Origin of the sequence: Salicibibacter halophilus (genome assembly GCF_006740705.1) — a bacterium.
GTDB lineage: Bacteria > Bacillota > Bacilli > Bacillales > Marinococcaceae > Salicibibacter > Salicibibacter halophilus.
In genome coordinates this window covers 753,412-768,435 of the sequence record NZ_CP035485.1, presented here as the reverse complement: position 1 = coordinate 768,435, position 15,024 = coordinate 753,412, and the positions used below count along the sequence as shown (strand labels likewise).

16 protein-coding genes and 1 riboswitch are annotated in these 15,024 nt (G+C 45.8%); of the genes, 12 read left to right on the top strand and 4 right to left on the bottom strand.

The window, feature by feature from the left end:
- Positions 1-23: 23 nt before the first annotated feature.
- Complete coding sequence (locus EPH95_RS18620) at positions 24-185, top strand: hypothetical protein (protein ID WP_160141590.1); 162 nt, start codon at positions 24-26, stop codon at positions 183-185.
- Positions 186-239: 54 nt separating this feature from the next.
- Here the strand turns inward: EPH95_RS18620 and EPH95_RS18615 are convergent, their stop codons facing one another.
- The 3 genes from EPH95_RS18615 to gnd form a co-directional block, all read right to left on the bottom strand.
- A complete protein-coding gene (locus EPH95_RS18615; RefSeq protein WP_160141589.1) occupies positions 240-383 on the bottom strand; it encodes a hypothetical protein in 144 nt (47 codons plus the stop codon).
- 318 nt (positions 384-701) lie between these two features.
- Positions 702-2,198, bottom strand: a complete 1,497-nt coding sequence (locus EPH95_RS03790) for a gluconokinase (RefSeq protein ID WP_142087506.1) — start codon at positions 2,196-2,198, stop codon at positions 702-704.
- 14 nt (positions 2,199-2,212) lie between these two features.
- Positions 2,213-3,112, bottom strand: coding sequence for a phosphogluconate dehydrogenase (NAD(+)-dependent, decarboxylating) (gene gnd / locus EPH95_RS03785; RefSeq protein WP_142087504.1), 900 nt, complete (start codon positions 3,110-3,112; stop codon positions 2,213-2,215).
- Between the two features lie 225 nt (positions 3,113-3,337).
- Between gnd and dgoD the strand changes: the two genes are divergently transcribed.
- Positions 3,338-4,486 carry a galactonate dehydratase gene (dgoD, locus tag EPH95_RS03780; protein ID WP_142091471.1) on the top strand — a complete coding sequence of 383 codons (1,149 nt, stop codon included), beginning with the start codon at positions 3,338-3,340 and terminating at the stop codon, positions 4,484-4,486.
- 44 nt (positions 4,487-4,530) lie between these two features.
- Positions 4,531-5,880, top strand: a complete 1,350-nt coding sequence (locus tag EPH95_RS03775) for a GntP family permease (protein ID WP_142087503.1) — start codon at positions 4,531-4,533, stop codon at positions 5,878-5,880.
- A gap of 43 nt (positions 5,881-5,923) precedes the next feature.
- Here the strand turns inward: EPH95_RS03775 and EPH95_RS03770 are convergent, their stop codons facing one another.
- Positions 5,924-6,772: a MurR/RpiR family transcriptional regulator gene (locus tag EPH95_RS03770; protein WP_142087501.1), complete on the bottom strand. Its 849-nt coding sequence runs from the start codon at positions 6,770-6,772 to the stop codon at positions 5,924-5,926.
- Between the two features lie 368 nt (positions 6,773-7,140).
- Positions 7,141-7,247, top strand: a riboswitch (SAM riboswitch).
- A 66-nt stretch (positions 7,248-7,313) separates the two neighbouring features.
- Here EPH95_RS03770 and EPH95_RS03765 point away from each other — a divergent pair.
- From EPH95_RS03765 to EPH95_RS03725, 9 genes are all read left to right on the top strand, one after another.
- Complete coding sequence (locus EPH95_RS03765) at positions 7,314-8,339, top strand: methionine ABC transporter ATP-binding protein (protein WP_142087500.1); 1,026 nt, start codon at positions 7,314-7,316, stop codon at positions 8,337-8,339.
- A complete protein-coding gene (locus EPH95_RS03760; RefSeq protein WP_142087498.1) occupies positions 8,317-8,982 on the top strand; it encodes a methionine ABC transporter permease in 666 nt (221 codons plus the stop codon). Before EPH95_RS03765 ends, EPH95_RS03760 begins: the two co-directional genes overlap by 23 nt.
- Before the next feature lie 16 nt (positions 8,983-8,998).
- Entirely contained in the window at positions 8,999-9,820 is an 822-nt protein-coding gene (locus tag EPH95_RS03755) for a MetQ/NlpA family ABC transporter substrate-binding protein (RefSeq protein ID WP_142087496.1), read from the top strand.
- 172 nt (positions 9,821-9,992) lie between these two features.
- Positions 9,993-11,249 (top strand): condensation domain-containing protein, encoded by a 1,257-nt coding sequence (locus EPH95_RS03750; protein ID WP_142087495.1) that lies wholly within the window; start codon positions 9,993-9,995, stop codon positions 11,247-11,249.
- An 18-nt stretch (positions 11,250-11,267) separates the two neighbouring features.
- Positions 11,268-11,912, top strand: a complete 645-nt coding sequence (locus tag EPH95_RS03745) for a DUF6320 domain-containing protein (protein ID WP_227004036.1) — start codon at positions 11,268-11,270, stop codon at positions 11,910-11,912.
- Positions 11,913-12,028: 116 nt separating this feature from the next.
- A complete protein-coding gene (gene yhfZ, locus EPH95_RS03740; protein ID WP_142087493.1) occupies positions 12,029-12,961 on the top strand; it encodes a GntR family transcriptional regulator YhfZ in 933 nt (310 codons plus the stop codon).
- Between the two features lie 35 nt (positions 12,962-12,996).
- Entirely contained in the window at positions 12,997-13,359 is a 363-nt protein-coding gene (locus EPH95_RS03735) for a PRD domain-containing protein (protein WP_142087491.1), read from the top strand.
- The gene (locus EPH95_RS03730; RefSeq protein ID WP_142087489.1) at positions 13,356-13,718 is read left to right on the top strand and encodes a DUF2620 family protein; all 363 of its coding nucleotides are present in this window, start codon (positions 13,356-13,358) and stop codon (positions 13,716-13,718) included. The genes EPH95_RS03735 and EPH95_RS03730 overlap by 4 nt, the downstream gene beginning before the upstream one ends.
- Before the next feature lie 20 nt (positions 13,719-13,738).
- On the top strand, positions 13,739-15,016 hold the full coding sequence (locus tag EPH95_RS03725; protein ID WP_227004035.1) for a YhfT family protein: 1,278 nt from the start codon (positions 13,739-13,741) through the stop codon (positions 15,014-15,016).
- The last annotated feature ends 8 nt before the right edge of the window (positions 15,017-15,024 follow it).

The following is a 15,024-nucleotide window of genomic DNA, read 5'->3' as shown; positions in this document are numbered from 1 at the left end:
GAATAGCGAGAGGGTGTGTTCCTATGACAACAACCCGTAAAAATAGTATTCGCAATCGAAGAGAAAAATCGGAAACACAAAAAATGATTGAACGACGTCAAAAAGAAAGAAAATACGAATTGGAACAAAGCAAGAAGAAAACAGAAGCGTTTAAAAAACGAATCAAAAAGTTAGCCGGACAATAGAACAAACAGAAAGCCTCTATTTATTGAGGCTTTTTTTATTGAAATAAAAAAAGCTTATTCTTCCATAAGCTTCTTTCTGAGACTTGCTTGGATTTTTGCTGTTTTTTTCCTGGATTTTTCAATTTCAGCCCTTCGCTTTTGCTGCTTTCCTTGTAGCTTTTTCCTATTCTGTTCAAAACGCTTCTCTCTTTCCTTCATAAAAAGCCCCCACAAAAACAATCGGTTTTAGCATCATTGTTGCCAAAAAAATAGTGAAGTATAACCTTGTTGATTTGCTGATCGCTTACGTTGAGAAGTAAAAAGATCTATACAGATGTGGTGATTTCTGGATTGGTTGTGGAGGATAGTAGAGGTATGTGTCGGGCATGTATTCAGGACGTGGCTGTTGAATAAATGCAGTGACCTCTTGCCGGACTCAAGCAAAGGGTACGTTTGCGGCCGGTTATTTTGTTCGTGAAAGAGTGTACATAATGCCAGTATACGGAACGGGGAGGAACTAGAAACAGCTGTACGCGATTACGTGTACAGCTGTTTTGCCTGAAGTGCGCTTAGCCGTTCAAAATGCTGTGCGATGCTTCGTGATAGTTCCAAATATAAAGAGGTAAGGTCGCGGTATAATGGGATGTTTGCTTGGTTTGGCATGATCGTTTCTTCGGTTTTGTCATTATCTTTAAAATGAGCCAAATCATCAATGTCTCCGAGTGCATACATGCCGAGTATGACGGCTCCGAATGCGGAGCTTTCGTAAGACTTTGCGAAGTGCAGTGGCTGCTCAAAGACATCGGCAACGATTTGTTTCCATGTTGTTGAGCGGGAAAAGCCTCCGGAAGCATAAATTTTCTTCGGAATGCCGATTAGTTCTTGCAGGGCAAGCAGCACACTATAAATGTTAAAGGTCGTACCTTCGAGTGCTGAACGGATCATATCTTCTCGGGTGTGTGCCCTCGTAAGTCCAATGTAAGAAGCGGTTGCATTTGGATCCCAGAGGGGCGCGCGTTCTCCGGTCAGGAACGGCAGGAACATTAAGCCGTTGGCTCCCGGCGGCACTTGTTCCGCGAGTGCCATGACCGCTTCTGTCGCTTGGTCCGGAGGGACAGTTTCGTCCTTGACGAGCTCTTCCACAAGCCATTGCAGAACGATGCCGCCATTATTAACCGGGCCGCCGATGATCCAGAGACCATCCGTGAGCAAATAGCAAAATGTTCGTCCTTTTTCGTCCACATACGGCTTGTGACTCGCGCTGCGAATGGCGGCGCTTGTCCCGATGGTGAGGGCAACTTCGCCGGATTCGATCGCACCGGCGCCGAGGTTGGAAAGAACTCCGTCGCTTGCGCCGATCACAAATGGCGTATTATTTTGATCGTAAAAGACTTCGGTTGTCGGTACGAGTCTGGGTAGCTGCTCTTCCGTGATGCCGGCGCGGCTCAACGCTTCTTGATCCCAGGTGCGTTCATGGATGTTCATAAGCCCGGTTGCACTTGCGAGTGATTCATCCATCACGTACTCATTAAATAAATGCCAAAATACATATTCTTTAATGCCGATCACTTTCGCCGTCTTGACGGCTTTTTTTGGATCGTTTTCTTTCATCCAGATGAGTTTGGCGAATGGTGACATCGGGTGAACAGGGGTTCCTGTGCGCTCGTAAAAACCCTGGGCGTCCCCATTTTCTTGCCTATGTTTTGTCACGTCAGAGCTGCGTTTATCTGCCCACGTGATAAGCGGTGTGATTGGTTTGCCCTTTTTATCTACACACAGAAGACTGTGCATCGCTGAGCTGAAGCTTACCGAGCGGATGGAAAACCGTTCACGACTGCAAAATGTGCGAGCTTCATCTAAAACTGCAAACGTTTGTTCCAAGACCTCATTCGCATCTTGTTCAGCGATTTCCGGAGTGGGGCTATGAAGCGGATACGTTCGATGCGCTTTATAACGTTCCTGTCCTTTTTTATTAAAAAGGACCGCTTTCACTCCGGTCGTGCCGATATCAATGCCGACGTAGATCGATTGCATACCGTATACCTTCTTTACTCGTTTTTTTCAACCTCATGGCCCCCAAATTGATGGCGAAGGGCCGCGACTACTTTGCCGTGAAAGGGATTTTCATCGAGAGAGCGATAGCGCATTAATTGCGACATTGCGATCACAGGTGCGCTCGCTTGATATTCGAGTGCAGCTTCAACGGTCCATTTTCCTTCCCCGGAAGATTGCATCACGCCTTTGATGCTTTCCAGTTTTGGCTCTTCTTTAAACATTTGCGCTGTTAGCTCCATGAGCCAACCTCGAATGACCGAACCATGATTCCACATGTCCGCAACATTTTCATATTCATAGGTAAAAGGTCCTTTTTCGAGCAATTCGAACCCTTCTCCGATGCTTTGCATCATGCCGTATTCGATTCCATTGTGGATCATCTTCAAATAGTGTCCGCTTCCAACTTCTCCGGTTAACAAAAAGCCGTTAGGGATGGTGATTGTTTCAAAAAGTTCATTCAATCGGGGACGTGCTTTTTCATCAGCGCCGACCATGGCACATAGTCCGTTTCGGGCTCCGGACATTCCACCTGATGTTCCGCTGTCCGCAAATAGGATTCCTGAGTCTTTGAGTTGTTGATGGCGGCGAAGGGTGTCTTGGTAATGTGCATTTCCCGCATCAATCATTAAATCATCTGCGGATAACTTTTTGCGCAGTTCTTGAAATACTTTTTCCGTAATCTCTCCTGCAGGTACCAACAAAAGGATGGTTCGCGGCGTTTCCAACCTCGAAATTAAATCATCCATGGATGCTGCAGCTTCTCCGCCTTCTTTTTCAAGTGCATGCTTATTCTCGGTTTGTGGATCAAAACCGACAACCTCATATTGATTGTCTAACAACTGCAATGACAGGGGAAACCCCATCTTTCCCAATCCAATAACGCCAATTTTCATATAAAGTCCTCCATATTTCTCGATGATGCTATCGTATAAAAATTTCTTTCATAAGTAAACATTTTAAAGAAAATTTCTTTCATAAAAAGTTAATCCATGATACGATGCTAGAAAATCAACCATTGTTTATCTGTTTTTTTACAGTCTGGCTGTTGTTCTTAAGTTTTATGATTGCGTTTACAAAACATTTGTACATACGATTTCTTTGCAGAAAGGGAGGTAATGATGAAAATCACGAACTATGAAGTGTTTCAAGTGCCGCCAAGATGGTTGTTTTTAAAAATAGAGACGGATGAAGGGATAGCAGGATGGGGGGAACCGATCATCGAGGGTCGTGCTGCTACCGTCAAAGCAGCTGTACATGAGCTAATGGAGTATTTAATAGATACAGATCCGTTGAATATTGAAGATCATTGGCAACTTATGTACCGCGGCGGTTTTTATAGAGGCGGGCCGATCTTGATGAGCGCCATTTCGGGGATTGATCAGGCGTTATGGGATATTAAAGGAAAGTATCTTTCGACCCCAATACATCAGCTGTTAGGCGGGAAAGCGAGAGACTCAATTAAGGTTTATTCGTGGATTGGCGGCGATCGTCCCTCCCAGGTTGGAGAAGCTGCCAAACAAGTGGTTGATAAAGGCTTTACTGCTATAAAAATGAATGGGACCGATGAGCTGCAATATATTGATTCCCATGAAAAGATTGATCGTGTGTTATCGAATGTGTCAGCGATAAGAGAAGCGGTAGGCCCCTATGTAGGGATTGGCATTGACTTTCATGGGAGAGTCCATAAACCGATGGCAAAGATCTTGGCCAAAGAATTAGAATTTTTTAGGCCGATGTTTATTGAAGAACCTGTCTTGCCGGAACAGAATGAAGCTTTAAGAGATATTGCGAATCACACGGTGATTCCGATTGCTACAGGCGAGCGTATGTACTCAAAATGGGATTTTAAACACATTCTTAAAGATGGATATGTTGATATTATTCAACCAGATTTGTCCCATGCCGGCGGAATTACGGAAAATAAAAAGATTCTATCGATGGCCGAAGCTTTTGATGTAGCTGCTGCACCGCATTGCCCTTTGGGACCAATCGCTTTAGCGGCATGTCTTCAAGTTGATGCTACTTGCCATAATGCATTTATCCAAGAACAAAGCCTTGGCATTCATTACAATGAAGGTTCGGATCTCTTGGATTACCTTGTGGATCCTAGTGTATTTCACTATGAAAAGGGGTACGTCCAAATTCCGGACAAGCCTGGACTTGGGATTGAAATGAATGAAGCGCATGTTCGGAAAATGGCTGAAATGGGACATCAATGGCGCAACCCCATTTGGAGACATGCGGATCAAAGCATTGCAGAATGGTAGTAGCTAACGGTATTTAATTTTTTCCTGAAAAGAAGGGGTTGTTTATGTCTGATGCCGGTTTGATTATCATTACAATATTGGGGATCGCTGTTCTTTTATATTTAATCATTCGCTCAAAAATGCAAGCTTTTTTGGCCCTTTTGCTCGCGAGTATTTTTATAGGGCTTTTGGCAGGAATGGAGCCTCAATCATTGCTCGAAACCATTGAAGAAGGAATGGGAGGAACATTAGGGTTTATCGCGATTGTCGTGGGTCTGGGCGCAATGTTCGGTGAAGTGCTGCGTACTTCCGGCGGAGCGGAAAAGCTTGCCTTCACGCTCGTGGATACATTTGGTGAAAAGCGGGCGCAGTGGGCATTAGGTTTCACCGGTATCGTTGTAGCCATCCCCGTATTTCTTGATGTGGCCTTGGTTATCCTTATTCCGATTGTGTATAGTTTAGCGATGCGGACAGGGAAGTCCCTGCTCTATTATGCCATTCCACTTCTTGCAGGTTTGGCAGTTGCCCATAGTTTTGTGCCGCCAACGCCTGGACCGATTGCGGTTGCTTCCGTATTGGGCGTGGACTTAGCTTGGATGTTGTTATTTGGTTTTATTGCAGGGTTGCCTGCCATGATAATCGGAGGACCTCTATTTGGCAGGTATATAGGGAATAAAATCCATGTTCCTGTACCGGATCATGTCTTAGAACGAGAACAAAAGGAATCGGATAGCCGGCAAGGAATGCCATCTTTTGGCCTGATCCTTTTTATCATTTTGTTGCCGCTAATTCTGATTTTGTTCAATACAGCAGGGGAGCAGCTGTTGGCAGAGGGGATGTTGAGAAGCACCCTTATGTTTATCGGCCATCCATTCCTCGCTTTAATCATTGCAACATTACTCGCCATGCATTTCTTGGGAAAAAGGCGAGGCGCTTCCAAACAAGAATTACAAACAATGACAACGAAAGCACTGGAGCCGGCAGGGATTGTTATCCTGATTACAGGTGCCGGAGGCGTTTTCAGTGAAGTTCTTATTGAAACCGGTGTCGGGGATGTCATGGGCGATTTAATGGCAGCTTCCGGTTTTCCGCTTGTGCTTCTCGCGTTCTTGATTGCAACAGGCGTTCGTGTCGCCCAAGGCTCAGCGACTGTGGCTATGTTGACGGCAGCAGGGTTAATTTCACCGCTCGTGGATTTGGTTGATTTGTCACAGCCTTCTCTCGCGTTAATAGCAGTTTCGGTTGCTTGCGGTGCTACCGTGCTTTCACACGTGAATGATTCTGGTTTCTGGTTGGTCAACAGGTTCTTGGAAATGTCAGAGAAAGATACGCTAAAATCTTGGACGGTTATGGAAACGATCATTGGCGTCGTTGGTTTTATCGTCGTCTTTATTCTCAGTTTCTTCTTTTCATAAAAAGGGCTGCCTCAAATGAGGCAGCTTCTTTTCAATGCAAGGATTAAAATCGTTTTGTCGCTATCGATTTCCGAATGGACTCCAAATTATGTAAGGTTGTATTTTTCATTTTCAATGCGCAGACGACGTAAAGGACATCGATAAGGGCAAGTTGCACGATCCGGGAAGCCATTGCCTCTGAGCGGAAAAGCGATTCCCGGGCGCTTGTGGAAAGCGCGAAATCGGCAGTTTTTGTGAGCGGAGAGGAAGTATTGTTGGCTATTGCCACCGTCGTTGCGCCTCCGGCTTTTGCTGTTGCTAATGCATCTATGACGTCACGGTTGCTTCCGCTGTTTGATATGCCGATGGCGATGCTTCCCTCTTTCAATAAAGAAGCACTCATCATCTGCTGATGGCTGTCCGTAAATGCTTGAATCGGGATGCCAAATCGCATCATTTTGTGGTAAGCGTCCTCAGCAACGACCCCTGAGCCGCCTGATCCATAGATGTCGATGCGGGTAGCGTGAATAATGTGGTGGGCGACGGTTTGAATGGTGTCTTCATGAATAAGGGAGAGGGTGTCGTCCATGGCTCGTTTATGTTCAGTGAAAATTTTTGTCGCAATCGTTTTGCTGTCATCATTTTCTTGGATTGATTCATGGATGTTTTCTTCCGGCTTTACGATTTGGCGGGCGAGGGCGATTTTAAGGTCTTGGAATCCTTTGTAGCCCAAACGTTTGCTGAAGCGAAAGACGGTAGCTTCAGCTACTTCGCTAGCTTCCGCCAGTTCTGAAATCGAAAAGTACATCACTTTATCGGGAGAAGCGAGTATAAAATCCGCTACCTTTTTTTCTTTATCGGACAATGATGAGTAATGCGCACGGATCGTTTGCAGGCTAGTATTTGTAACCATTATGCCATCCCTTCTTTCTAGTCTCCCCTGGCTAGAAGTATAGCGTTTTTAAAATGGGAACGAAAGGGAAAGGGCGAGTCGTATCGAACAACCCTAAAATATATCAGCGGATGATGAACTGGTTCATTGCTATGATCCCCGGTTGGATATATACCCCCGCCCATTTGGAATCTTCAACCATTATGCAGGGTGCAGAGAAATCATAAAAACAGCCATCAAACCTAAGGTGTTGGCTGTTTTTTTGTGTGCCCGTCATTGAAGATGCGGCGGAATCGACAGTTTTGACTCACTCTTTCCCACGTTAAAGCTTGACAGATAAAAAGTAAAAATGTAATATTATTAGTGTTATTTTAGTAATAAATTTTAATCACTTATCAAGAGAGACTGAGGGGTTAGGCCCGATGACGTCCGGCAACCTCCCATGATGGGGAAGGTGCCAATTCCTGCAGAATGAATTCATTCTGAAAGATAAGTCTATGAATGCCATTTCAAGACTTCTTTCAAGTGAAAGAAGTCTTTTCTTTTGATCGGAGGAAGTTCAGTGATTCAAGTTGAGGGTCTGACGAAAGTATACAAAACGAAAAAGAAGACGATTACCGGGGTGAATGATGTTTCGCTCAAAGTCAATCAAGGAGAAATCTTCGGGGTTGTCGGCTATTCCGGTGCAGGGAAGAGTTCTCTCATTCGCTGTGTCAACTTGCTTGAGCGGCCGACGAGCGGGACGGTGACCGTCGATGGAACCGAGATGACGTCGTTATCTGGGGAGGCTCTGAGAGAACAACGCCTGAAGATTGGCATGATCTTTCAACATTTTTACTTAATTAACCAGAAGACGGTGTTTGAAAATATTGCGTTTGCACTTCGGGCAGCAGGTGTTGAATCAAAGGATATGAAAGCCCGTGTGGAAGAACTGCTTCAACGTGTGGAGTTATTGGATAAGCGCGATTCCTATCCTTCGCAGTTGAGCGGAGGGCAGAAGCAGCGGGTCGGGATTGCGCGGGCGCTGGCGAACAATCCGACCGTGCTTCTCTGTGATGAGGCTACTTCGGCGCTTGACCCGACTACGACGAAGTCGATTTTGGCCCTTCTTAAGAATTTGAACAAAGAGCTTGGTTTGACGATCATGCTCATCACACACGAGATGAATGTCGTCAAAGACATTTGCCACCGGATGGCGATTATGCAAGATGGCAAGGTGGTGGAGGAGGGCAGTGTTTACGATCTCTTTGCTGAGCCACAAAATGTGCTTACCCAAGAGTTCATCAGCAATGTCGTCTCGTTTGAGCTTCCGGAAGCCACTTTGGCACAGTGTTCAGGGACGATCGTTAAGGTGGTCTTCAAAGGGGATATTGCCGGTGAAGGAATTATTGCAGATACGCTTCAGAAGTATAACGTCAAAGGTAATTTTTTACATGGAGCCATTGAATACATCGAATCAAAACCGCTCGGCATTTTCATTATGGAGCTGAGCGGAGAGATTGGCGATATTCATGAGGCGATCCAGTATATTCAAGCACGCAAAGCAAAGGTGGAGGTGATCCGTGATGGACTTGCAGCATCTCATTGATCTCTTGCCCGAGATGGCGGAGGCGTTCGTGGAGACGCTGCAGATGATCAGCATATCCACCGCGGTTGCCATCCTCGTCGGTATTCCACTCGGTGTGCTTTTGTTCGTTACGGATCGCGGCTTGTTCTGGCAAAACCTCGTTGTCCAGTCTGTCCTTGGATTTATCGTGAACGTCGTACGCTCGATTCCGTACATCATTTTGCTCGTGCTGTTGTTCCCGCTAACAGGTTTTTTAGTGGGTACGACAACCGGACCGGTGGCAGCGAGCGTATCGCTATCGGTGGCGGCTATTCCGTTTTTTGCCCGCATCGTTGAGACCTCTATGCGTGAAATTGACAAAGGCATGATTGAAGCTGCAATCGCGACCGGCGCTACACCATGGATGATTATGAAAGATGTGCTTTTCCCGGAAGCGCGCGCTTCCATTATTCATGGGCTTACACTCACGGTCATCACCTTAATCGCCTATTCTGCGATGGCCGGGGTCGTTGGTGGTGGCGGGATTGGGGACCTGGCGGTCCGTTACGGCCACTACCGCTATGACACGACCATCATGATATCCACCGTCGTACTGCTCATCGTACTTGTCCAAGTGCTGCAACAGCTTGGCGATTTCATTGCAAAACGCGTAGATAAAAGATAAGAGGGAGAGAATACAGATGAATAAAAAAATCACCCCATTAACCGTTCTCGCCAGCAGTTTGTTCGTACTAGCTGCATGTGGAGGAGAAGAAGACGCAGAAGGAGAAGATTCGCAAGCCATTACGATCGGCGCTACTGCCGGTCCTTATAGCGATATGGTGAGTGTTGCCATCCAGCCTGGACTGGAGGAAAAAGGATATGATGTTGAAATTCAGGAATTCTCCGATTACGTGTACCCGAACCAGGCGCTTGCCGAGGAAGAGATTGAAGCGAACTTGTTTCAACACAGCATCTATCTGGAAGATTTTAAAGAGGAAAATGACCTTGAGTTGAGTGGACTCATTACGGTGCCAACGGCGCCAATGGGGATTTACTCTGAAGATTATGAGTCATTGGATGATATCGAGGAAGGAGCGGAGATGGCGATCCCGAATGATCCGACCAATGCCGCGCGCGCCTTTTTGATGCTCGAAGACGCTGATCTGATTGAATTTGAAGATGGAATCGATGAATTAACCGCGTCCGCGCATGACATTACGAACAATCCGCTTGACCTCGACTTTGTTGAACTGGAAGCGGCTCAGCTGCCACGGCAAGTCGGCAGTTCAGAACTCACTGCAGTGCCAGGAAACTTCGCGCTCGGTGCCGATATGGATCTACTCACCGCATTAGAACTTGAGGACATGCCTGATCAGTACCGTAACGTCGTTGCCGTTCGTTCGGAAGACGAAGATAGCCAACTGGCTAATGATATCGAGGAAATCATCGAATCAGAAGAATTCGAAGCGGTGATTGATGAAGAGTTTGAAGGGTTTGGCAAGCCGGAGTGGATGGAATGATTGAGAAAGCAGGAGCCTTGGGGCTTCTGTTTTTTTCTTCGAGTGGCCTGAGGAGCGGTGATTCTCCTATTGCCTAAAGAGGGGCATGTGTTAGAATAAGCTAGAGTCATACTGGTTTAATTTTTAGTGTTGCATTGGATTTTACAATGAACCATTCAGGGGAGTTTGTTGCATGGACCAATGGTACAAAATCGACAATGCGGGAAAGATTTTTCACGCGGTATCGAACCCCGCGAACTCTTCTGTGTTTAGAATTGCGATGATGATGAAATCACCGGTGGAAGCGGACAAGCTACAAAGCGCGCTGGATGACGTGATGAAGCGTCTCCCGATGTTCGCCGTGAAGCTTGGGAAGGGGATTTTCTGGGACTTTCTCGTAGAGAATGACAAGAAGCTGTTCGTGCAAAAAGAACATCGTTTTCCTTGTGCACCGATTGATCCGATTGAAACGAACGGTTTTTTATTCCGTGTGATTTATTACGAAAAACGAATTGCAGTGGAGTTTTTTCATTCGGTTACGGACGGCACTGGAGCACTTGAGTTTCTCAAGGCGCTTGTTTATCACTATTTGCTCGAGCAACAAGCTCAGATTGAAAATGACGGTTCGATTCTTGATATTGAGGATCAACCGAGCACTTATGAATTGGACGACAGCTATTTTAATTATAAATCCAATCACGCGGTTAAAAACGCTCGCGAAGGGCACGCGTTTCAAATCAAAGGGACACCGACCGAAGAGACGACTGTTGTTCATGGGGTAATGAAATCAAACGATATTCGAACAGCCGCGAGAGCCTATGGCGTATCGATTACCGCTTACATTACTTCGGTATTGATTGTTGCTATTTATTATGAAAAATTGCTATATCGATCACGAAAAGAAGAAATTAAAATCGCGATCCCTGTTAATTTGCGGAAAATGTTTCCGTCCAAATCACTTCGAAATTTTTTTGCTGTCGTGAACGTAGGAATCCATGTCGAGGAGCATACAACCCTCGAAGATATCATGGCAGATATTTCGAAACAGTTGCAAACAAAGGCAGAGAAAGAAGCGTTGCAACTCGGATTAAATCATCATGTTAAACTACAAACCATGCTGGCTGCTCGTTTTGTGCCGAATTTTTTTAAATACTACGCGCTTCGCTATGGGTATAAAAGCTATGGGGAACGCACGAAAACAATGACACTCACCAATTTAGGCGATGTTCATCTGCCGGAAGAGATGATGCCTCATATTGCCCATATGGAGATGGTCATGTACCCAACGAAAAAAAGTCCGATAAACGGCGGCATTTGTTCCATCAATGATCAATTTGTGCTTTCGTTTGCAAGAACGATCGAAGAAGCAGCCATTATTCGTTCCTTTTTTCAGGAGCTTACAAAGACAGCAGGCATTGATATTGAAGTGTATGCCAATGATGGAGGGTGATCCCATATGCATCGATGCTTGAACTGCAGCGTGTGGACCGCCCACCAGCATTGTCCACTATGTAAACGCCAGCTAACGGAAGAAAAAGCCTCATTGAATACGTATCCGAACTATCACTCGGATGCCAAGCGGCGAAACCTAAAGCAGCGAGTGTTTTTGTTTATTGCGATATTAATCATGAGTACAAGTTTGCTCATTAATTTGCTCACCACCCCGAACCAACTTTGGACATTTTACATCGTAGGGCCTGTTTTATACGCGCTTTTATCTATTAACCACACGATCCTCTCAAAAGCGCACATTGGATCAAAAATCATTTTTCAAGTCCTCGCCCTTTCGGCCATGCTCGTCGTGATCAACGTTACGGCAGGGGGAGAACGGTGGTCCGTGCATTATGTGATCCCTTTCCTCGTAATCGTCGCGACATTGATGGTTACGATCATCATATTGCGAAAACCAATGAAATGGAAAGAGTACCTCGGATATATGATGACGATGATCATCCTCGGTTTTATGCCTGTCCTCTTGTTTGTCAGCACTTTATCCTACGTCTTATGGCCAGGTGCAATAACCGCGCTGTACGCACTGTTAACATTCACCGGCATGATATTGTTCGCCAATAAAACAATGAAAAACGAAATTGTACGTCGGTTTCATTTTTAATAGAGTAGGACGGGCGATGCTCGTTCTTCTTATTTTTATTAGCATAAATGATTGTATTTTTAAATAAATTAATATACAATCAAAATACGAAAAATCGTATATTAAGGAGCCGGATCATGAGCGGAAGTTGGACGAAGCTATATTCCAAGAATGGGTTAGCAGCGAAACAGATTGCTGGTAAGTTAGTGTACTTGGAAGTTGGACAGCGAATTCCGAGGGTGACGGATATGGTTCACGAGTTTTCCTTGGGGAGGGGGACGGTTCAGGGAGCGCTGAAATTATTGGAAGAAATGAAAGCGGTTAAATTGGAGCCCAGGGGCCATCTCGGTACGTTCATTGCACAAATGGATGCACAAAAGGTATTGGAAATTGCAGGCATTGGTCCACTCGTCGGCGTGATGCCGCTGCCGTATTCGAGAAAATATGAAGGATTGGCCACGGGACTGGTGGAAGGGTTCGAATATCGCGATATTCGTGTTAATTTAGCTTATATGCGAGGGGCAGCGCAAAGAATCGACGCTTTAAAATCAGGCCGGTATGATTTTGCATTGCTATCAAGAATGGCGGCTGAAAGGGCAGTAGAAGAGAGTCAGGGATTGGAAATTGCTTTAATTTTCGGGGAATCCACGTATGTTTCCGGGCATGATATTTTTTTTCATGATCCTGAAGCCCGCAAAATAGAATCGGGAATGAGAGTCGGGATTGACTATACGTCACCGGATCAATTTTTATTGACGGAATACGAATGTGCAGGTTTGGATGTGAGGTTTACGGACGTCAACTATATGCAATTGTTTGATATGTTAAAAAATGGAGAGTTGGACGCGGCGATCTGGAATAAAGACGAGGGGCGTATAATGACGCAACTGAATCACACAGCGTTTTGCTCCTCACAAGCGATCGCATTTTCTCAAAAGGTAAACGAGGCTGCGTTAGTCGTAGAAAAAGACCATCGCGAAACAAAACATCGCATCAAGCAGTTGGATCTGGGATATGTCAGGGATGTTCAACATAAAGTGGAAGAAGGGACAGTGTATCCGCGTTATTAAAATACTAAATACTGTATATTGGAGGGAGAGGATCGATGGTACAAGTGCAAGAACGTTTAAAGATTCTTTTGGAAGCGAATGTGATTACAAAGGAAGCATCGAAAATTGCCGCTGAGGCAGCGGATAGGCTTGGAGCCCAAGCTCCGCAAGCGCCACTCGATATGCTAATCACGCATCTCGCTACTGCTTTAACCCGGTTGGAGCGAGGAGAAGAATTGGAAGCTCCTCCGGAATCAATGTTCAAGGAAGTACAACAGTCTGTGTACTTGCAAAATGCGATGGAAGAAATTCGTTGGGTGGAAAATCGACTCGGGAGTATACTGCCGGAAAAAGAGCAAAAGTTTCTGCAACTCCACTATGTTTCAAATTTTCAGCAAATGGGAGGCAGATCATTATGAAGATTGTGATTGGCGGACAGGTCGATAAAAAAGAAGTGGAAGCGTTGGTAAAGGAACATGGGAAGGAGGATATTGCAACTTCCGTTAAGTCCGATGTGGAAGCAGCCATGGCCATAAAATCAGGCCAAGCGGATATATATGTTGGCGCATGCGCGACCGGTGGAGGCGGAGCACTTGCGATGGCCACAGCCATTCTTGGAAAAGATCAATGTGAAACGGTGTCGATGCCTGGGCGGAAGCCGGACGAGACCAAGATCAAGGAAGCGGTGGATCAAGGCAAAAAAGCATATGGGTTCACGGCTGACCATAAACGGGAGGCTGTTCCCCTCATTATGAATGCCCTGATGAACAAGGGATGAAAGGGTGAAACCGGATGGAAATGATCATTATTGTTTTGGTCGGGGCTTTTGGGGCGGTATTGGCGAATCGAAATATCGCGGTCTTTAATGATGGGTTGCGGCCGATTGTTTCCGAGCACATTGAAGGGAATATGAGTCGCAGGGATTTAGCGTTAACCTCGTTTGCCATGAGTTTTGGCCTCGTCATCGGTTTTGGCATTCCGTTTACACTTGCGACCAGCATTATTTTAGTGCATGCCGTTTTCCTCGGGACGGACATCGTTGGTTTAACAACGCCTAAAAATCGTTGGGGCACTCCAGTGGCTGCCGTCGTCGGCGGAACATATGGTGCCGGAATATGGGTCGGACTTGAATGGTTTGTGCAAATGTTTGAATACTTGCCGGTAAATTTTCTTGAACCTTTGGAGCAAGTCGGTGACCCGGTCGTTGTTGCCTTTATGGTGTTCCCGGCGCTCGCTATTGCTTTGCAATTTAGCGTTAAAAAGGGGATTCTTGCCTTTGCCGTCGCGGCTATAGTTCGACAAATTGCTGTTTGGTTGAATGAAAATGAAATCATTACTTTAGGTGAAACCGCTGTTGAACTGAATCAGGAAGGGATGGCCCTCATTGTGGGGATGGCTTTCCTTCTGATTTTTGCCATGCGTGAGAAGCCTGAAGACGGTGGTGCAAGCATTGATCTCGCCAGTGTGTTCAGTGAAAAGGTACAAAGAATTCGCAAACATGTTGTTTATTTTATGATCATCGGTGGTTTGATTTCCGCCGCCACCAACTTGTGGATGATGGCCGGTGATCCGATTTCCTTAAATATATTGGCAGAGGGAAATGACACAGATGCAGGCATCGCGGCTGCCGCACGTGCGTTAGGGTTCATTCCGCTCGTTGCCAGCACCGCGATTGCTACCGGTGTTTACAGTCCGGTTGGTTTTACCCTCGTCTTTGTTGTCGGGTTGTTTGCGCCGAACTTCTGGATTGCCGCTATTATCGGGGCGCTCGTCATTATGGGAGAGGTTTTCCTTCTGAATGGGATTGCCCGCTTTATGGATAAATATCCGGGCGTCCGTAATTCGGGAGAAAATATTCGCAGTGCGATGACGAAAATATTGGAAGTCGCTCTTTTAATCGGTGGAGCCAATGCTGCTAACGCGATTATCCCCGGTTTCGGTTTCTTCTTTATAGCAGGTGTCTACTTACTAAATGAAGCAGCGGGAAGGCCGATCGTCGGCATGGCTATCGGTCCAATCGGAGCGATTGCCATCGGGATTATTGCGAATATCTTGGCGGTCATAGGGCTACTTTAATTTCAGGA